20 protein-coding genes are annotated in these 19415 nt (G+C 49.8%); 7 read left to right on the top strand and 13 right to left on the bottom strand.

All coding sequences use genetic code 11. The annotated features are described in order from the left end of the window. Window positions 1–104 precede the first annotated feature (104 nt). The 8 genes from SYN6312_RS19750 to SYN6312_RS07600 form a co-directional block, all read right to left on the bottom strand. Window positions 105–281: a hypothetical protein gene (locus SYN6312_RS19750; protein WP_156804760.1), complete on the bottom strand. Its 177-nt coding sequence runs from the start codon at window positions 279–281 to the stop codon at window positions 105–107. Between the two features lie 142 nt (window positions 282–423). Continuing rightward, a complete protein-coding gene (locus tag SYN6312_RS07570; RefSeq protein WP_041431291.1) occupies window positions 424–1587 on the bottom strand; it encodes a GuaB3 family IMP dehydrogenase-related protein in 1164 nt (387 codons plus the stop codon). Between the two features lie 31 nt (window positions 1588–1618). Next, a complete protein-coding gene (locus SYN6312_RS07575) occupies window positions 1619–2569 on the bottom strand; it encodes a hypothetical protein (RefSeq protein WP_015124276.1) in 951 nt (316 codons plus the stop codon). Between the two features lie 166 nt (window positions 2570–2735). Further along, window positions 2736–4361: a 2-isopropylmalate synthase gene (locus SYN6312_RS07580; protein ID WP_015124277.1), complete on the bottom strand. Its 1626-nt coding sequence runs from the start codon at window positions 4359–4361 to the stop codon at window positions 2736–2738. A 158-nt stretch (window positions 4362–4519) separates the two neighbouring features. After that, entirely contained in the window at window positions 4520–4780 is a 261-nt protein-coding gene (locus SYN6312_RS07585) for a 2TM domain-containing protein (RefSeq protein ID WP_015124278.1), read from the bottom strand. Window positions 4781–4840: 60 nt separating this feature from the next. Next, a complete protein-coding gene (locus SYN6312_RS07590; protein WP_015124279.1) occupies window positions 4841–5623 on the bottom strand; it encodes a hypothetical protein in 783 nt (260 codons plus the stop codon). A 10-nt stretch (window positions 5624–5633) separates the two neighbouring features. Beyond that, window positions 5634–6506, bottom strand: a complete 873-nt coding sequence (locus SYN6312_RS07595; protein ID WP_015124280.1) for a carbohydrate ABC transporter permease — start codon at window positions 6504–6506, stop codon at window positions 5634–5636. A 60-nt stretch (window positions 6507–6566) separates the two neighbouring features. After that, the gene (locus SYN6312_RS07600; RefSeq protein ID WP_015124281.1) at window positions 6567–7703 is read right to left on the bottom strand and encodes a hypothetical protein; all 1137 of its coding nucleotides are present in this window, start codon (window positions 7701–7703) and stop codon (window positions 6567–6569) included. Between the two features lie 225 nt (window positions 7704–7928). Between SYN6312_RS07600 and SYN6312_RS07605 the strand changes: the two genes are divergently transcribed. Both SYN6312_RS07605 and SYN6312_RS07610 read left to right on the top strand, forming a co-directional pair. Continuing rightward, window positions 7929–9131, top strand: coding sequence for a glycosyltransferase family 4 protein (locus SYN6312_RS07605; protein ID WP_015124282.1), 1203 nt, complete (start codon window positions 7929–7931; stop codon window positions 9129–9131). Window positions 9132–9297: 166 nt separating this feature from the next. Next, window positions 9298–9939 (top strand): M23 family metallopeptidase, encoded by a 642-nt coding sequence (locus tag SYN6312_RS07610; protein ID WP_015124283.1) that lies wholly within the window; start codon window positions 9298–9300, stop codon window positions 9937–9939. 240 nt (window positions 9940–10179) lie between these two features. Here SYN6312_RS07610 and SYN6312_RS07615 read toward each other — a convergent pair whose 3' ends face one another. Then, window positions 10180–10941 (bottom strand): WecB/TagA/CpsF family glycosyltransferase, encoded by a 762-nt coding sequence (locus tag SYN6312_RS07615; RefSeq protein WP_015124284.1) that lies wholly within the window; start codon window positions 10939–10941, stop codon window positions 10180–10182. A 2-nt stretch (window positions 10942–10943) separates the two neighbouring features. After that, complete coding sequence (locus tag SYN6312_RS07620) at window positions 10944–11729, bottom strand: MBL fold metallo-hydrolase (protein WP_015124285.1); 786 nt, start codon at window positions 11727–11729, stop codon at window positions 10944–10946. A gap of 196 nt (window positions 11730–11925) precedes the next feature. Here SYN6312_RS07620 and SYN6312_RS07625 point away from each other — a divergent pair, with 196 nt between their 5' ends. Next, window positions 11926–12153: a DUF2949 domain-containing protein gene (locus tag SYN6312_RS07625; RefSeq protein ID WP_015124286.1), complete on the top strand. Its 228-nt coding sequence runs from the start codon at window positions 11926–11928 to the stop codon at window positions 12151–12153. A 90-nt stretch (window positions 12154–12243) separates the two neighbouring features. Here SYN6312_RS07625 and bchB read toward each other — a convergent pair whose 3' ends face one another. Continuing rightward, window positions 12244–13770 carry a ferredoxin:protochlorophyllide reductase (ATP-dependent) subunit B gene (gene bchB / locus SYN6312_RS07630; RefSeq protein WP_015124287.1) on the bottom strand — a complete coding sequence of 509 codons (1527 nt, stop codon included), beginning with the start codon at window positions 13768–13770 and terminating at the stop codon, window positions 12244–12246. 301 nt (window positions 13771–14071) lie between these two features. Between bchB and SYN6312_RS07635 the strand changes: the two genes are divergently transcribed. The 4 genes from SYN6312_RS07635 (at window position 14072) to SYN6312_RS07650 (ending at window position 17544) form a co-directional block, all read left to right on the top strand. Further along, window positions 14072–14842 carry a pantothenate kinase gene (locus SYN6312_RS07635; RefSeq protein WP_015124288.1) on the top strand — a complete coding sequence of 257 codons (771 nt, stop codon included), beginning with the start codon at window positions 14072–14074 and terminating at the stop codon, window positions 14840–14842. Beyond that, a complete protein-coding gene (locus SYN6312_RS07640; protein ID WP_015124289.1) occupies window positions 14839–15264 on the top strand; it encodes an SRPBCC family protein in 426 nt (141 codons plus the stop codon). The genes SYN6312_RS07635 and SYN6312_RS07640 overlap by 4 nt, the downstream gene beginning before the upstream one ends. Window positions 15265–15342: 78 nt before the next feature. After that, window positions 15343–16794, top strand: a complete 1452-nt coding sequence (gene cysS, locus SYN6312_RS07645) for a cysteine--tRNA ligase (protein WP_015124290.1) — start codon at window positions 15343–15345, stop codon at window positions 16792–16794. A gap of 105 nt (window positions 16795–16899) precedes the next feature. Beyond that, a complete protein-coding gene (locus SYN6312_RS07650) occupies window positions 16900–17544 on the top strand; it encodes a DUF4033 domain-containing protein (RefSeq protein WP_015124291.1) in 645 nt (214 codons plus the stop codon). Between the two features lie 42 nt (window positions 17545–17586). On the opposite strand, the gene SYN6312_RS07655 is transcribed toward SYN6312_RS07650, so the two are convergent. Together SYN6312_RS07655 and SYN6312_RS07660 are read right to left on the bottom strand one after the other, a co-directional pair. Beyond that, a complete protein-coding gene (locus SYN6312_RS07655; RefSeq protein ID WP_015124292.1) occupies window positions 17587–18771 on the bottom strand; it encodes an NAD(P)H-quinone oxidoreductase subunit H in 1185 nt (394 codons plus the stop codon). 137 nt (window positions 18772–18908) lie between these two features. After that, window positions 18909–19415 carry a DUF4188 domain-containing protein gene (locus SYN6312_RS07660; protein WP_015124293.1) on the bottom strand — a complete coding sequence of 169 codons (507 nt, stop codon included), beginning with the start codon at window positions 19413–19415 and terminating at the stop codon, window positions 18909–18911.

Below are 19415 nucleotides of genomic sequence, written 5' to 3' on the forward strand. Positions count from 1 at the left end.
AAGCGACTATTCTTTCTCTGTCCCTTTCGTTGTCTATCCTATCACACTGTTCTATGGCTCCAGACCGGGTGATTCGGTGTTTCTGGGCCGTTGGGTGTTACATTTTATTGCGGTTTCCGACCACCATCTGGCCTGTGGGGAACATCTACCCTCAGGAGTGCTTCAATACAGCCAAGTCCCAGACCCGTTGGTTTTCCCAGGTCATTTTTGAACCGATAAAAAAGGAAACCGCCTAAACCGAAGTCCAGGCGGGGTGTGGTGTGAGGAGTGAACGGAAACATGTGTCTCCGCTAACTACTATTCTAAGTGACGGTTGCTGAACTGCTCTAGTTCCCAGGGTCTAATTTAATTTGTTGATTTTGCTGATTTTTCCTACACATAATTAGGAAATCAGGAGTTCCATAACAAACTCAGTCAAAATCCTTAGCGGCCCATACCCAGTTTTTGAGCTTTTTGATAAACTTTACCCTCAGTTAGGAGAGAGGGGGCAATCACGATCTCAACCTGCTGCATTTCGGTAATATTTTTTGCTCCTAGGGTTCCCATGCTGGTTTGGAGAGCACCCAAGAAATTATGAGTTCCATCATCCAGTTGGGCGGGGCCGCGGAGAATCTGCTCAAGAGTGCCGGTTGTCCCGACTCGAATCCGTGTCCCCCTGGGAAGAACTGGACTGGGTGTGGCCATACCCCAATGGTAGCCCCGGCCTGGTGCTTCAGCGGCCCGCGCAAAGGGAGAGCCCATCATCACAGCATCAGCCCCACAGGCAATACATTTACAGACATCGCCACCCGTCACGAGGCCGCCATCGGCAATCACTGGGATGTACTGGCCGGTTTCCTGGTAAAAGTCTTGGCGGGCTGCGGCACAATCCGCAACGGCAGTGGCCTGGGGAATTCCGACTCCTAAGACCCCGCGGGAGGTACAAGCCGCACCTGGGCCAATCCCAACTAAAATCGCCGCCGCCCCTGCTTTCATCAAACTCAATGCCACATCATAGGTGACACAGTTGCCGAGAACCACCGGAATTGGCATTTCTTGGCAGAATTGAGCTAAGTCTAATGGGGTGACGCTTTCGGGAGACAAATGGGCTGTGGAAACTACCGTGGCCTGGATGAAAAATAGGTCTGCACCAGCCGCCGCAACCACCTGCCCAAACTTACTGGCTCCAGCTGGGGTGGCACTGACTGCGGCAATTCCCCCTTGGGCCTTGATTTCTTGAATCCGTTGGGTAATCAGTTCTGGTTGAATGGGCTGAGCATAGAGGGATTGCATCAAAGGGACAAACTCAGCAGTGTCCACCGCCGCAATTTGATCCAAGATGGGATTTGGATCGGGGTAACGGGTTTGAATTCCTTCTAGGTTTAAGACTCCTAAGGCCCCCAGTTGACTGAGCTTAACCGCCATGGCGACATCCACAACCCCATCCATAGCACTGGCAATAATCGGAATGTCCCGAGTCAATGTCCCGAGTTGCCAAGACGTATTCGCTAATTGTGGATCTAATGTTCGGCGGCCGGGGACTAGGGCAATTTCATCAATGCCATAGGCTCTGCGGGCTATACGGCCTCGCCCAAGTTCAATGTTCACCATATTCTTCCTGATCTTTGTTGTTAAGCTATCACGAACTCGGGTTGCTCGGAGTCCGGCGAATGGGGCGTGGAGGCAGGGAATGCCGCTCGGGAGTGGTTGAAGTCGGGTGCTCACTCGTGCGTTTGCGGAAGGGAGGCTGGGCTGGCCGGGCTGATTTGGGGGCTTTCCGAGGTGGCAGCACGCCTACGGGGTTGGCTTCTTGAATCACTAAGCGGTTTCCTTGGCGTTGGGCATGTAAATCCCAGAAATATCCAGGGGATTTCATTTCCACAACTCCTTCAAGACGCACCTTAAAAGCTTTACCTTTGTCAGCATTTTTACGGGGTTGCTGTTGAATCTTGACCATGACGAATTTCTTATCTTGAGAGTTGAAAATAACTTCGCCCCGGATTGAAAAATAGCCATCATCGGATTCTACAGACGCAGCGACTGACTCTGTGGCAACTGGGCTGTCTTGCTGGAGAATGTCAGGCTCCCATACCCCAACAATTTGTAGATGTAGGATAATATCTTCTGGGCTAGGGGCCTGGGGTTGACTACTTCTACGGGAGTCTTTCCTGATTTCTTTTTTCTTTTCTCTTGCCAAATCTCGAGTGCGGGGATAAACGACCCAAAGATGTGCTTCATTGAGATCGAGATATTTCTTGATCAGATTCATAACCTGCCCCAAGAGTACTGTTTCAATTTCCTGACCGTCACTGGTGACGAGGATGCCACGATTGAACTGCTCTGGGTCGGGCTTATAAATGCCTTTGACCAGGCCAATGGCCCGATACTGAAGCCGTTCACTGACTGCTGGAATTGGGTGTAGGCGAGTTACAGTGGATTCTGGACCAGGCGGGGGGGGTGGAGTGGGATCGGGAGAAGACGCTGGTGGCGGCGGGGGCGGCGGCGATACCGTTTTTTTAATACTGATAATTTCTGGTGCGCCTGAGCTGGACTTCGGCTTTGTCCGTTTTGGAGTAGATTCGGCTGTCATGAATGGTCTCGCAAATGTCTGGTGCAGAAAATTGAACTGGATGAGAGTGCCAATTATGCCAATTATATATGTCTCAGGATGAATGAAGGGAACTGACTAAGCGGGGGGCTAAGAACACTACTTAGGGAAATAAATACACCTTGGACATTCCCTAGACGACTTCGTTTTAGACCCCTGCCGAGGCTACTGTTTGCGGATGCAAGGGCTGTTGCTTCAAACCCCGCGCCAAACGATTGAGGGCATTCATGTAGGCCTGGGCCGAAGCCACAATCACATCGGTGTTGGCCGCATGACCGGAATAAATCCGATCTTCATGTTGCAGCCGAATCGTCACTTCTCCCATGGCATCAATCCCGGCGGTCACTGACTGCACCGAGTATTCAATTAAGCGATTTGGCAGATCAATTACCCGATTAATCGCCCGATAGACCGCATCCACTGGCCCTGTTCCAATAGCCGCATCGGTGAGTTCTTCTCCGTCTGGAGTCCGGACAATCACGGTTGCGGTGGGTTTGGCATGATCACCACAGGCCACTTGGACAAATTCCAAGACATAACCACCGGGATCACTGGCCTGGGTTTCATCGTTGACAATAGCTTCCAAGTCCCAATCCGTAATTTCCCGTTTTTTGTCGGCGACTTCCTTAAACCGAACAAAGGCCCGATTCAAATCCGACTCTGAGAGTTCAAAGCCCAATTCCCGCAAACGACTGGCAAAGGCATTTCGTCCCGACAGTTTCCCCAAGACGATCTGGTTTTCCGCCAGGCCAATCAGTTGGGCATCCATGATTTCGTAGGTGAGCTTGTGTTTGAGCACCCCATCCTGATGAATTCCCGACTCATGGGCAAAGGCGTTGGCCCCGACGATGGCTTTATTGGGCTGAATCAACATCCCGGTCAAGTTGGAGACCAATCGCGAAGTTTTGTAGATTTGGCGGGTATCAATGTTGGTTAGGGGGTCTTCGGAATCGATCGCGCGCCCTAAGAACGGGTTGAAGTATTGCCGCCGGACATGGAGGGCCATGACCAATTCTTCTAAGGCTGCATTACCGGCCCGCTCACCAATACCGTTGATCGTACATTCCAGTTGCCGGGCCCCGTTTTTCGCCGCTTTCAAGAAGTTCGCCACCGCCAGGCCCAGATCGTTATGCCCATGCACCGAAATAATGGCCTGGTCAATGTTGGGGACATTATCTTTAATCCCTTTAATCAACGCGCCAAATTCGGCCGGAGTCGTATAACCCACCGTGTCGGGAATGTTGATCGTCGTGGCTCCGGCGGCAATGGCAGCTTCGAGGACTTGATAGAGAAATTCCGGATCCGAACGGCCGGCATCTTCCGGGGAAAACTCGACATCCTCGACAAAGGACTTAGCATAGGCCACCATCTCTGCGGCAATTTTGAGGACTTCGGCCCGGCTCTTTTTCAGCTTGAATTCTAAATGAATATCCGAGGTGGCAATGAAGGTGTGGATGCGTTTGAAATGGGCTGGAGCCAAGGCCTGGGCGGCGGCTTTAATATCGGCCTGGGTGGCCCGGGCTAAACCACAAATGACGGGGCCGGTTTCGATGCCAACAATGGCCGCAATTCGTTGAACGGCTTCAAAATCGCCGGGGCTGGCAAAGGGAAATCCGGCTTCAATAATATCCACCCCCAATTTGGCCAGTTGTTTAGCGATGACCAGCTTTTCATCCACATTGAGGGACGCGCCGGGAGATTGTTCCCCATCACGCAGCGTGGTATCGAAAATTAAAATCCGGTCAATGGCCTGGGGAGGATATTTGATGCTCATGTCATCACCGCTGGATGAGAGATTAATTTAGATAATTGAACTGGCCCGAAAGGACATTAGGCCAAACTGGAAGCGAGTTTACTGAACCAGACTGCTCCTTTCTAGTCTAGTCCCTGGCCTGGGAATTGCCATATTTTTCGCCGAGGCAACTCAATGATCTAGGGTTTATTTTCCATTGGGGTTGTGCCGTAGTCCGAAAGCTTGAAGATATACAGGGCGTGGGTGAGTAAACCTAGGAGCCAAATCCCCGTTAACCAGGCCGGCCAGGGCCAATTTTTATCTAGGAATATGTCAAAAAACCAAATTCCGGAATTGGTGGCCGCAAACAAAGCAACATGGACCGCAAAGTTAATCCGGTCTTCGAGACGACGATAGGCTGGATCCTGGGGGTCGGGTTTGCGGGGCCAACGGGGCGGCATAGAATCAACACTCCAAACAAGGCTGGGGGCAAGGGAATTTTACTTGTATCCTAACCTGTTCTAGGGTTCGACCTTAACGTTCCCCCCTGGATCAATGGTGACGTTGACCCCTAAGCGGCGGAGATTTTCAATGGCAGCCTGTTGACCGCGTCCAGTTACAGCATTGCCCAGAACCATCAGCCAAGAGTTAATTTGGGCCTGCTTGCTGTCGGGATTAGTCCGGAGGAAGTTTGCCATTCGTTGATAAAAGGCGGCTGACTCTTTGGCCTTTGCCGTGTTTTGGAGACTGACCCATTGGGCGGCCATCTCATAAGAGTGCTGGGCGGCTTTTTGATTCCCAAGATAGAGTAGTTCGTCAATGGCCTTGTAAACCCAAATTAAGTAGGCCTGATCAAATACTTTTGGGTCGAGTTTTTTTAAGCCTTGAGTCATCAAATCTACGGTGATTTGGGGTTGTCCTGCGAAGAGGGTGGTGGAGGTGGAGAGAAACACGTAGGCCCGGACAAATTTGGGGTCGCGGGGAACGGTCACTTGAAAAAAGTTAGGAGAAAGATCGTAGCCTGTGACATCGCGGGCCCGCCAATCGCCAAAATATTGCAGAAATTGGAGAAAGCTCCAGTCCCCCATCACATTATCAAAGCCAAAGCTGGGCATCTTCGCCAAAATTTCCAGTTGCGGCTTCAGTTGGGCCACTTCCCGCTGATAGACCTCTGGAGATAGGGACTCCTGGGCCTGGGTTTGGAGGGTTTTTAGGGAGGCTTGTTGCATCCAGGCCACCACCACTAAAGCTCCAGCAGTGAGGATTGCTCCCAAGAGGTCGTTTTTAGTGAAGGCAAGTTTCATCGCGTTAGGCTTAGGATTGTTGCCAGGTTCTGAGTTGGATCCAAATTAACACCAAGGTAGCCACGAGTAACACCATGGCCGCCGCGGCCGCGTAACCAAAATCAAACATCCCAAAGGCCTGTTGATAGATGTAATAGACCAATAAATTTGTTGAGTTAAGGGGGCCGCCACCCGTCACCACATAGACCTGTTCAAAGCTGCGAAGGGTGAAAATTGTCGTTGTCACTGCGGTTAAGACAAGGGTGGGTTGCAGGCCTGGGAGGGTGACATAGCGAAATTGTTGCCAGGCCCCGGCCCCATCCAAACGGGCGGCTTCATAGAGACTGAGGGGAATGGTTTGCAGGCCGGCCAGAAAAACAACCATATTAAACCCCAGTTGCTTCCAAATACTCAACAGGATTAAGACGGGCATGGCCCAGGTGGTACTCCCCAACCAGGAAATTGCCTCTACCCCGAAGTGTTCCAATAGCCCATTCACCGGCCCATCAGTTTGAAAGAGCCAGCGAAACCCCAATCCGGCAGCCACAATCGAAGTCACAGAAGGTAAAAAATAGGCGGTTCTTAGGGTTGTCCGGCCCCAAATTGGCCCATTTAAGCCCACCGCAATTAGGAGGGGAAGAATGAGGCTAGGAATCACCGTGGCGATGGTGAAATAAACGGTGTTGCCTAAAACTTGCCAGAAGTCGGGACTCAAGAAAAGGCGTTGATAATTCTGCCAACCGACACCATAGACACCGGAACGGGTAAAGCTGCCCCCCGTAAAGCTTAAAACTCCGAGGTAAAGAATTGGGATAAAGACAAAAATTCCTAGAAAAATCAAAGCCGGAGCTAAAAATCCCCAGGCCATCACGGCCGCCGGTATAGGTTGGGTTGGTTTATCCACAGCCAGTTGGCCTCAATTTGGAAGGCAAAGCCTTTTGATCTTAACGGCTCTCCCAGTTCCTTAAGTCGGGTTTGCCCATTGTTTTACTAAACTCCCAAACTGATTCCAGGCCAGTTCTGCGGGGCGTGTGTGCTGAATCAGGTCGCGGGCGGTGGCTTCCCCGGTCTGGGCAGCTTGAATCACCTCTGGGATGCGTTGGCGAAATCGTTGCGCAATCCCGACAATTTGTTGGTTGGCATGGACGCATTGCTCACCCAATTTGTTAATTTCTGTTGTAATAAAATCAAAGGCACTGAACTGCCCACCCGCCCGCCCAATAATCAAACTGGCTTGCAAGGCTAAATGCTTGACTTGGCGGCTAATATGTTCAATCTCAATGCTGGCCCCATCGATAATTTCCAGTTCTTGATCTAAAACTCCACCTAAGCGCAACACCTGATTAAATTCCCGCATCAAGTTATTGGCAGAGGTTATGGTTCCTTGCATCGCCTGTTGACTTTCCTGGGAAACCAGTTGCCCCATTCCCAATAGCTGTTGATTCATCCGGCTGATTTCCTTGGCCTGGGCCCGCAATTCCTGATTTTGATGTTCAAGGATTTCCTGGTGGTGGTGGTTGTCGATCTGGCTTTGGGCCAATTGCTGGGCATAGGTTTCGGCTTGGGCTTGGGCGGCGGTGAGGGCCTGGGTCAATTGTTGTTTCTCATCCTCTTGCTGGGCCATAAAGCGGTGAATTTGCTGGAGAATCTGGGCCTGGGCTAAGAGAAGAGTATGGCAACTCAAGAGCACATAATCCCCCGCCGCTTCCAGGATAATCGGGTCATACACAAATTCACTGTTTTGAGATAAAGCTGTCGTAACTGCGGTGATAATTGGGCAACTATCCGGCAAAACCAGAGGGAATGTCTCTAGCTCACTGCCCTCCAGGAGAATCCGGATTGGACGCTTGAGATAAAGTTCCCGGCCAAAGGGTTGATTCAGGCGGGCATAGAACTTGGCCTGGGGGATAAGAGCCAGGGGTTTGTCGTTTTCGAGGATGATCACTCCAGGGAGTTCGGGTTGGGCCTGGAACTGCTCCAGAATTGATTGCCCGATCACATCACCTGTGAAACAACTGCCATGGGTAGGAAGCACATTCAAGGTGGATTGCGGTGTTAAATGCTGATTCATCCGACTAGTCAGTTCTTGAAGCTGTGCCATTCATCCCCCAGGCCTGCCTCGGCTGTAGAACCGTCTTAATAGCTGTGGAAGCCCACAGGAAATCTAACAATCTGAGGTTAAGGAAAAGCTATAACGGGGTTAACAAGTTTGGGGGCATTCCCGACCTGCTCATGCTTGTCCGTGGGAATCCGTCTGCCTGTGAGAGACACTTGCTCCTCAGCCCCGTCAACAATTCTGATATCGGCCCATAGATTTGGGATAATCTTGAGGCATCCCGTTCACATCCAGCGAAATTCCTTGGCTCTTCATATTGCTTGGCTTGGTAAAAAATCTCCCCCCTGTGGCAATGTCACCTATAGCCGGGAAATTACGAACGCGCTGCAAGATCGCGGGCATCAGGTCAGCTTTCTCCATTTTGTTCAGGACACGGAGAGTGAAGCCCTAGACCGGCCCCTTCATCCTGGCGATGGGCAAGAAGTCCCCCTCCCCTGCTTATATAAGTCCCAGGTGTATACGATTCCCTCCTTACGGGCCAGTAAAGTCTTAGCTTCTTCACTGCGGCAATTACAACCCGATATTGTCCATGCCTCCTTGACCCTATCGCCGCTGGATTTTTTATTGCCAGAAATTTGCGAAGAATTGGGGATTCCCCTGGTAGCCACCTTTCATCCGGCCTATAGCGACAAATATCGGAACCTGTCCTCGGGAACCCAATTGGTGATGTACCAGTTGTATGCCCCGTTTTTAGCCCATTATGACCGGATCATTATTTTTTCCCAGCCCCAACGGGAGTTATTGATTCGGTTAGGTGTGCCGCCCCAGCGAGTGGTCGTGATTCCCAATGGGGTAGATATTCAAAAATATTCTCCTGGCCCCTCTCGGGCTAAACAAGAGTACAACGCCGAGCGGATTTATATTTACCAAGGGCGCATTGCGATTGAGAAAAATGTTGAATCCCTATTGCGGGCCTGGTGTAAAGCCAAATTGCCAGCGAATTGCAAATTGTTAATGGTCGGGGGGGGCTCCCTGATGTCTTCGTTGATTTCAACCTATGGGCCAGAGCAAAATGTGCTGTGGTTGGGAACGATTTTGGATGAACAACGGCGGATTGAACTCCTGCGCGGGGCGGATGTCTTTATTTTGCCCTCCTTTGTCGAGGGGTTGTCTCTATCGTTGTTGGAGGGGATGGCCTGTGGTCTGGCCTGTTTAGCAACCGATGTGGGCGCGGATGGGGAGGTCTTAGACGGGGCTGGAATAATTTTGAATCCTCAGTATGTCAAGTCCCAACTGCAAACCCTGCTGCCCCTGTTTCATCAACATCCAGAAATGATTCCGATGCTGGGGCAAAAGGCGCGTCAACGGGTCGTGGAAAAATATAGCCTTAGTCACAATGTGGATGCCTTAGAAGCCTTCTACCATGAGATGTTGCCGGATTATAATTTCAAAGTTTCCCTCCGGGTCAGCTAACGTTGGTATCTTAACCAGAAAGAAATCGCCGACACATTCTTGGGTTTGGGGATCGAATTCAACCCGCATTTAGAGAACAAATTCCCCAGGCCTGAGTCAAGATTTGCATGACTAGTGACCTCAGTCAGAAAGTTTGATGAGAATGAGAGTCCTGGGTTAAGTGGTTATGGCCAAGATAGGTGGGTTTCGAGTGCGAGTTAGGCCGTTAAGTTTGGGGCTAATGGTTGTGGGACTGCTCATGCTCATGCTGGTTAAACCAGGGCTGCTCCTGCCTTCAGTGGCGCAAGATTTAACTGGCCTCGGGTGGGAACTGGGGTCTTTCCCGGTGGAGAATTTTCAAACCTATTCCTCGCCCTTTGGCTATCGGGCCTCGCCGACTGGAGGGTATGGGACTGAGTTTCACAATGGGCTGGATTTTGCCGCGCCTGAGGGTAGTTACATTCGCAATTGGTGGGCCGGAAAAGTGATTGAGGTTTCTGATGATACGGCCTGTGGAACCTTGGTGCGGGTACAATCTGGGGCCTGGCAGCACGTCTATTGCCACATGAAAGGACAGGTAGAAATAGAACCACGGGGGCGAGTCATGGTGGATCGGGCTGGGGGTGTAGAAATTTGGCAGGGACAGACCTTAGCGACCGGGATGCGGATTGGGCGGGTAGGCATGACGGGCCGGACAACGGGGCCACACCTACATTGGACATTACGCCATCAAGGGCAACTGGTGAATCCGGGGGTCGTGCTCCAGGCCATGGCTGAGGCTCAACAAGCCGTAACCGCTCCTGAATCATCTGTAGCAAATCGAGGTTAGAACTATAGCGTTACTCATTTAGGGCACTTATTGGCACAAGTCAGAACATGCTTGATGGGCAGTCTTTTTAAGATTTCTACTCTCTCGGAACAGTCTGCGTAACGCGATAGAGTCAAAATATTGAAGCCGATTCCAGGCCTGTCTAGGGTATTGAACGGGGGCTTAACAGTTGGAATAGTCGCTGCATCTCAATTTATCTTGTGATCTCAGGTACAGTGACACCCCAGACCAGCTATGGATTTATTGACGATTTTCCCGTAGTAACTGCCAGGCCAGGAGGATTAGAAACAGCGGGTTATTGAATAAATATCGTTGCCATAAACGTCGAGGTTCTTGAATTAGGCGAAACAGCCACTCCAGGCCTCGGCCCATCATCCAGCGGGGAGCCTGTTTGACTTGACCACTGTGAAACGCAAACGCGGCCCCAACTCCCAGAACAATTGCCGGAATCAAAGGGGCATAATCCGCCAGCCAATACTCCTGCTTTGGACATCCCAACCCGACAAAAACAATTTTGGCTCCTGAGGCCGCAATTCTTTGACAGTCTTGGATTAAGGCTAGATCGTTGGCTGGAAATCGGGTTTGGAAGGGCGGGGCATGGCTACCAGCAATGATCAAGGAGGGGAATTGGTGTGATACCTGGGCCTGGAGTTGACTTAAGCCATTTTCGTCACTGCCATAGAGATAAATCGCTGTTCCATTTTTGGCAGCCCAAGCACAGCCCGCTAACATTAAATCCGGCCCATAGACTCGCTGGGGATTTTTGACTCCCAAGGCTTTTAAGGCCCAAACCAAGGGCATTCCATCGGCCGTCACCAGTGCCGCTTGATTCACAACCCTCTGGAAGGCGCGATGCCAAACCCCGGACATCACGACATGGACATTAGCCGCCACCACATAGCCCCATTGTTCTTGGGCGATCCAAGTTCCGAATATCTCCCAGGCCTGGTCATAGGTGGTGACATCTACCCTTGTGCCAAGAATATAACGGGACTCAATCATGCCTAGATCAATGCAGGACTTGGCTTTAAGGATATTTCATGACGTTGGCCGGGGCTGAGGTGCAGAACCTGAGGCGGGTGGGCGAATTGGGCGAGAGCTGTTTCTAAGGTTTCGCTCATGTCCAAGGCATGGAGTAACCTCGCTAGCAGCCCCGTAGCTTGAATCTCGCCAGGTTGGGCTGTGGGGACAATCACTTGGGGGTTTACCGCAGTCACTAACTCCAAACCATGGCTTTTCCCGGCAATAATTGTTCCCAGCAGCGGTAGATTGACATCACTAATGGGCGTAATCACCACATCAATAGGAGCAAAGTTGCTTAAAGCCGGATCATGGTAGCCGTGGGGTTCGTAATAGAGAGAGCAACCGGAGGCCTGGGATTTGAGGACATAGCCATTTTCTTGCCGGAGTGGCCCAATGGGCGAGCCGAGGGTCGCGTGAACGTGAATCTCACCTAAGGAGTACCTGTCCCCATGATCTAGAACTGTAACCTGTTGAAATCCGAGTTTTTGGACAATTTCTGAGGCACTGGGGGGGCAAAGGAGGGGGATTTGGGGGTCTAACTGTTGCAAGCTGGGGGCATGGGTGTGATCGGGTAAACCCTGGGAAAGTAAAATTAGGTCTATCCTTTCAGGGCAGGGCCTGGAGGTGAGTCGGGTGAACTGTAATAACCAGGCCGGTAAGCCAAAGGTCATCGGCCCCACGAGCCAGGGATCAATGAGGATGCGCTGATTGTCCAATTCCACCAGCCAGGAGTTCAGGTCTAACCAGGTTAAGCAAAGACTCACCATTTTTTTCCTGCACTTTTAATTAATTAATCTAACGTTGCGGTTGTTTGCCCTTAGCCTAGCCCAGTTGGAGGATGACAGCCCAGTGCGCCAAAGAGCAAGATAAAACAATTCCCCATTCAGGAATATAAACAAGTCCCCACCTTTTGTAAAGAAGTGTTGCATTTTCTCAGAATAGCCGTTAAGGTTAAGGGGTAATGTGGCAACCTTAAATAATTCCATTGGCGTTTTAGCGATGCAATCCCCCCGTTGGAAACAACTCATTGAATATCTGCAAGGAGAAATGGCCCTACCTAGTTCTTCCATCGCCCTTGGTCTGAAGCATTGTGACGAGAAAATTAATTTATTGCCCGTGGTCTTGTGGAAATATGGCCTGGTTTCCATTGAGCAACTGGATCAAATTTTTGATTGGATGGAGACGAGTTAGTTCTGCGAAGGTTGACCTCAGTCCATGGCAATCAAGCCAAAGCTGCCGCCCTGAGGACGATGAAAGACCCTCGCCTTTCCACCCCAATTTTTAAGCTCCCACCGCTTCTTTTGCTGCGTAAAGGACTTCCACATTAATGTGGCTAATATTCCGCTCACGGGCAAATTTTTCCGTATTACGTTTGACCTTGCTGCGGACAAAGCCCGGAATTTTATTCAGTTCTGCCAGGCCATCGCTGGTCCAATTGAGATCCGAATCGGCAGAGATGCCCTTGTGAATCACTTCCTTGGTATCGTGACCGCCAAAGATTTCTAGGAGATGATCTTCCATCCCCAAGGTAAAGGAGTTGTAGATTAAATCCACAATCTGATTACTGCCTTCATAGCCGAGAAACGGTTTGTAGCCAATCGGGAAGTTTTGAATGTGAATCGGGGCAGCAATCACACCACAGGGCGTATCTAAGCGTTTGCCAACATGACGTTCCATCTGAGTGCCAAAAATCGCGGCGGGTTCAACCCTGGCAATTGCATCCCCAATCGCCCCATGATCATCGGTAATAATCACCTCATCACAGAAGTCTTTCACCTGCTCCCGGAACCAATCCCCATCGTATTTACAATAGGTTCCGGCCCAGGCCACGTGAATGCCCATTTCCCGACTGAGGATTTTCGTAATGGCAGCAGCGTGGGTATTATCCCCAAAGACAACGGCCTTTTTACCCGTTAAATTCTGACAGTCAATGGAGCGGGAAAACCAGGCGGCCTGGGAAACATGGAGAGTTTGGGACTGGATAAAGTCTTCGTAATTGACAGTGGCTCCCTGTTGGTTGAGGAGGGTTTGAATCTGGCGAATACAGCGGGCCGTTTCCACCACCCCCATCGGCGTAATGTCCACAAAGGGTTGATTAAATTCCTGTTGTAAATAACGGGCCGTCAAGGGGCCAATTTCCCGATAAGGAACTAAATTAAACCAGGCCTGGGGGAGAGTTTTCAGATCATTGACAGAAGCTCCATCCGGGATCACCGCGTTGATTGTAATCCCCAAGTCAGCCATCAGTTTCCGTAATTCTCGGACATCGTGCTGATTATGAAACCCAAGGGTGGTTGGCCCGAGGATATTCACGGAGGGTTCGGGAGTTTTTGCTGTAACGAGATCGCCATTTTTGCGGGCTTTGGCAATATAGAACTGAATAATTTGTTCAAGCGTCCGATCCGCTGCCTGGAGTTCATTAACGCGGTAGTGATTGACATCAGCCAAAATGACATCGGACACCGTAGTTTGGGAGGCCCGCTCGACAAAATTCTCTAAATCTTCTTGGAGGATGCTGGAGGTGCAGGTGGGGGTGAGGACAATGAGGTCGGGGTGTTCTTCGCTATCTTTACGGGTGATGTTATCCACAACCTTTTCTTGGGAACCGCGAGAGAGGACATGGCGATCCACAACGCTGGTGGTAACTGGGGTAAAGTTTCGCTCCCGTTCCAGCATCGAGCGCATGACGTTGAAATAATCATCACCAATGGGCGCGTGCATAATTCCGTGAACATTTTTGAACGAACTGGCAATTCGTAAGGTGCCAATGTGGGCCGGGCCTGCATACATCCAATACGCCAACTTCATCGCTGATGTCTCGCTTGCGATTAAACTACTTAAAACCATAACTGCTTTCGGGAATCTGACTGCCGATCCTCCCCTGTCGTGCAACAATACTTGATGATTGGCAATATCCCGTTACTTCACCTATTTTTACTATGATTCTGGTAATTTTAAATCTGATAAGGCAATAGAATAATACCCGTTTAATTAAACACTTGAAGGTGCAGTTATAATCAGAAAAAAGAGAATATATATCAAAACTGAATGTATTTTTAACCCTAGATTTATTTCAATTTTAAGTTCATAAGACAATGACAAATACGCTATGAATCTCAATAATCGATGGTTAGCTCTCAGCATAGGCAATACCCATCATTATTGGGCAATATTTAGAGGACGCAAACTTATTAAAACGTGGAAAGAAATCAATCAACTCTCCAAAACTTTTCAACCGTTATATTCCCAAAATACAGACTATCTTCTTGATCCTCATTCTCACCAATGGCCTGAGTTGTGGTTAGCGAGTGTTGTTCCCCAAGAAACTAAAAAATGGCTCGATTATCCCCACTTACATTTATTAAACTTAGCTGATGTTCCCTTACAAAATTGTTATCCAACGTTGGGGGTAGATCGGGCTTTAGGGGCCTGGGGAGCCGGAGTAACCTATGGTTGGCCGGTTTTACTCATTGATGGCGGCACGGCCTTAACCATCACTGGTGTAGATGCCACACAACAATTTCAAGGAGGGCTGATTTTACCAGGCCTGGGCTTAATGGCCAAATCCTTAGAAACTCAAACCGCCGCCCTCAGTAGCCTTAATTTTAATTGGGAGACGATACCTCCACTCTGGGGCAATGATACGCCCTCTGCCATCCAAGCGGGAATTTTTTGGACAGTTTTAAGTGGACTTGACCGATTTATTCAAGATTGGTTACAAGAGTATCCAACAAGTCAGGTAACTTTTACGGGCGGTGATGGAGAATTCTTAAAAGCGGGGCTATTACAATTTCAACCCAAGTATCTTAGCCTACCCTGTCATCTGGATCCTCATGTTATCTTTTGGGGAATTGCTGCTCTGGGCCAACAGGATCCATGAAATTTACCCATACTCAGACTACTGTTGCCCCTCCAGAGAGAATTTGGCACTATTGGATAGATATAACAACCTGGCCGGCATGGGATACCGAGTTAATTAAGGTTGAGATCACAGGAGAGTTTAAGTTAGGAACTCAAGGGAGCTTAATCTCCAAGGTTGGCCCAACGTCAGTTTTTGTGATTACAAAATTTCAACCCCCGAAAAGCTATGAATTGACAGTTCGCTTACCTTTATGTTGGTTATGGATATTTCGATACGTTCAAACAAATAGTAATTTAACGACCTTTACGCATCAGATTGAGTTTTCCGAGCTATTATCGGGAGTTTTTGGGTTAATTATCGGCCGCAACTTCAAAAAAGTTTTACCCACAGTCATGAAACAACTGAGAGACTTGGCTGAAGAGAAACCATCGGCTTTTTGACAGGATCAATATTAGGATGGAAAAAGGGTTTGTCAATAAACCTATTAATCTTGAGCTAGTTCTTGGTTATTATTTCCCATGGCATTGCAGCTATACAACACGCTCACTCGGCAACTCCAGCCCTTTCACCCCCTCCAACCCGGCCGGGTAACGATCTATGCCTGTGGAGTCACTGTTTATGATTATTGCCATCTGGGCCATGCCCGCTCTTACCTGGCCTGGGATATTCTCCGGCGATATTTAGCATTCTTGGGCTATGGCGTGACCTATGTCCAAAACTTTACCGATATTGACGACAAAATTATTAATCGGGCCCAACAGGAAAACATAACGGTTACGGAGATCGTCCAGCGATACATCCAGGCCTACCACACCGACATGGCCCGCCTCAATATTCGCCCCGCCGATCACTACCCCCAGGCTACTGCGGTCATGCCGAGAATTATTGAGTTAATTCAGGAGCTTGTGGCCCAAGGTTATGCCTATCCAGTCCAGGGAGATGTCTATTATGCAGTGGAGAAATTTCCCAGCTATGGCAAACTCTCCGGGCGGCATCTAGAACAAATGAGTGCGGGGGCCAGTGGCCGAGTTGTAGAAATGGAGCAAAAAAAGCGTCACCCCTTGGACTTTGCTCTTTGGAAAGCTGCCAAACCAGAGGAAATGACTGTTTATGAACCGTGGGACTCTCCTTGGGGACTGGGCCGGCCAGGGTGGCATATTGAATGTTCGGCAATGGTATCCGAGGCCTTTGGCGGCACAATTGATATTCATGCAGGCGGAATGGACTTAATTTTTCCCCATCATGAAAACGAAATTGCCCAATCGGAAGCCGCAACCCAAACGACCTTGGCGAATTACTGGCTCCATAACGGCTTTGTCACGATCAATACCGAGAAAATGTCTAAGTCCTTGGGCAATTTCACGACCATTCGAGCGTTGCTAGATTCGGGAATTGATCCAATGGCTGTGCGTCTCTTTATTCTCCAGGCCCAATATCGCAAACCCCTCGATTTCACGCCCCTTGCTCTGGATGCGGCCACTCACGGCTGGCAAACCTTGCAGGAGGGCCTGGAATTTGGCTGGACTCATCAGGATTTGTTTACAGATTTAGACCCTTTGCCCATCGAGCCTGAATTAAAAACCGCGTTCCAGGCCAGTATGGATGATGACCTGAACACTCCGGCAGCCCTGGCAGTTTTATTTGACCTAGCTAAAAATCTCCAACGTCAGCATAATCAAATTCGCCACACTGGCTCTAGCGATCAACCCCGCGATCATCTTTGGCAACAATGGCACAGCCTAGTGAAATTAGCCGCAATCCTGGGCCTGGAGGTAACACCCAACAGTGCCGAACCTGAACCAGAGCCAATAATCACTGATGCCGAAATTGAAACCCTGATTCACCAACGCCAACAGGCCAAACAAGCCAAGAACTTTGCTGAGTCGGATCGGATTCGGGACTATCTTGGTACCTTGGGAATTAAATTGATTGATCAAAAAGGCGGGGAAACCCGTTGGCTCCGTTCATAGTTGGGGTGGGTTTTAGGGGCATTGGGAATAAACGTTAGGATGAATAGGTAGAGTCTCCTGCCTAATCGAGAATATTGCTATTTATCACCCTGCTCGAAATCTACCTTGAAAAAGCTTGCTCAACCCGCTGCCATTTATACCGATAATGCCTTTGATCGGCTGGCCCTTGGTTTAATTAACCGTAAAATTGCCCAGGCCTTAGATCTCACTCCACCCTCCCCGACCTATGCCAATTTTGTCTGGCTATCCCAACAAGTGATGCAGGGACGGACGGCCCAAGAACAACAAGCTCTGATTGCCGAAGTCTTGGCCTCTGTCATTCCCCGTTGGGTTCTTTGGGGGATTCGGAACTTTTTTTCGCCTGCCCCTTTAGTCTGTGAACTCAATGCCTGGTTTGCGACCCGTCTCTTTCAATGGCTGGTTGGCCCCTGTGAATGGCAATCTACCCTTGTGGCCGGGCCGGATCAGGCTTTCCGTTGGCAAAGAAGCCGGGTACAAATTAAGAAATGTCGCTATCTCGAAGAAAGTGGCTGTGTTGGGATGTGTGTGAATCTGTGTAAATTGCCGACCCAAAAATTTTTTACAGAACAGTTTGGGATTCCCCTGACGATGACCCCAGATTTTCAGGATTTAAGTTGTGCCATGGTCTTTGGTCAGATGCCACTCCCCTTTACAGAGGAAGAAGCTGCCCAGCAACCCTGTCTTCACAGTGATCCCAAGCAAGCTCCGTCACCCTGTCCAAAGTTATAAATTGTTCGATTTAGCAAATGCTCTTGCTGCTTAAATGTAGAGCTAACGATCCACAGACCCCATAATCACGTCAATACTGCCCAAAATAGCGACAATATCAGCGACTTTAGTGCCTTTAACCAGTTGGGGCAAAACCTGCAAATTATTGAAATCCGGTGGACGAATCTTCCAACGCCACGGGAAGATATTATCATCGCCAATTAGGTAAATCCCTAACTCCCCTTTGCCCGATTCAACCCGGACATAATGCTCACCTTTGGGGATTTTGAAGGTAGGAGCCAGCTTCTTGCCCATGTATTGATAGTCAAAGCCATTCCATTCCGATTTTGCTCCTTCCACCATCCGTTTGGCTTCTAGGTTTTCGTAGGGGCCGCCAGGCAGTCCTTTTAGGGCCTGGAGAATAATTTTGGTGGATTCCCGCATTTCCCGAATTCGGACAAGATAGCGAGCAATACAATCCCCATCCGGTTCGGTGATAACTTCCCAATCAAAGTCGTCATAGCATTCATAGTGATCAACACGGCGAAGATCCCAGTTCACCCCAGACCCCCGCAACATCGGCCCCGACAAGCCCCAGTTAATGGCTTCTTCACGGGTAATGGTTCCCATGCCTTGGAGGCGGCGGATAAAGATCGGGTTGTTGGTAATCAGACGCTCGTATTCATCAACTTTGGGGAGGAAATAGTCACAGAAGTCTTGGCATTTGGTTACCCAACCATAGGTTAGGTCGGCTGCCACACCCCCCATGCGGAAGTAGTTGTTATTGATGAATCGCATTCCGGTTGCGGCTTCAAACAGGTCGTAAATGAGTTCCCGTTCCCGAAAAATATAGAAGAAAGGAGTTTGCGCGCCCACATCCGCTAAGAATGGCCCCAGCCAGAGGAGGTGATTGGCAATCCGGTTTAGTTCCAGCATGATCACCCGGATATAACTGGCCCGCTTGGGGACGGCAATATTAGCCAATTTTTCCGGGGCATTAACGGTAATGGCTTCGTTGAACATCCCGGCCGCATAGTCCCAGCGACTGACGTAGGGAATAAACATGATATTGGTGCGGTTTTCGGCAATTTTTTCCATGCCCCGATGGAGATAGCCAATCACCGGCTCGCAGTCCACCACATTTTCCCCATCCAAGGTCACCATTAGTCGCAACACCCCGTGCATTGAAGGGTGATGGGGGCCCATGTTAATGAGCATTGGTTCTGTGCGGGTCTCAAGGGTAGGCATAGGAACGCGCGACCAAGAAAGTTAATTTACACCTCTACATAGTACAGCCAGGCCTGGAGATTAGGCCTTTTCAGCGCATCGTGAACCTTTCAAAATTTTGATTTGAATGATTGGCTAACCCTATGGAAAGAAGACCACTAGCCAAGGGGGTCATCCACAGTCTCTGTTTGGCTCAGCCGATTCCGGGCCGTTGCCTTAAATCCCGTTACAGGACGATGGGCGGTTGCCTTGGCCAGGCCAAAAATCGGCATATTCACATAAATTGCTTCGGCTTGCTCCGGTTGGATGCAATAGGTTTCATGCCAAATGCCCACACTGCCATCACTACCAATGTTGCGATTAAAATCCTGCCAGGCCTGGAGGTGCGGATCATCCCTATTGCGGGCAAACTGCTCCAGATGCTCAAAGGAACGCCAATAGGAAATTAAAACAATTTCTGGGGGGAACAGCCGAAAAAATGACTCCTGACCTAAAAAGCCTTTTTCGGGAAATTCATATAACACCTTCAACATCGGCCCCATTGCCCTGGCCGTCGGAATCCACTTGGAAAAGGCCCAAAACCGATTCACCCGCATCCCAATTAGGAAAACGACAACGCCCTGCTGGGTATCCGCTGTAAATCGGCCTGGAATGACTGCTGCCAT

The sequence above is a fragment of the Synechococcus sp. PCC 6312 genome (assembly GCF_000316685.1).
Lineage (GTDB): Bacteria > Cyanobacteriota > Cyanobacteriia > Thermosynechococcales > Thermosynechococcaceae > Pseudocalidococcus.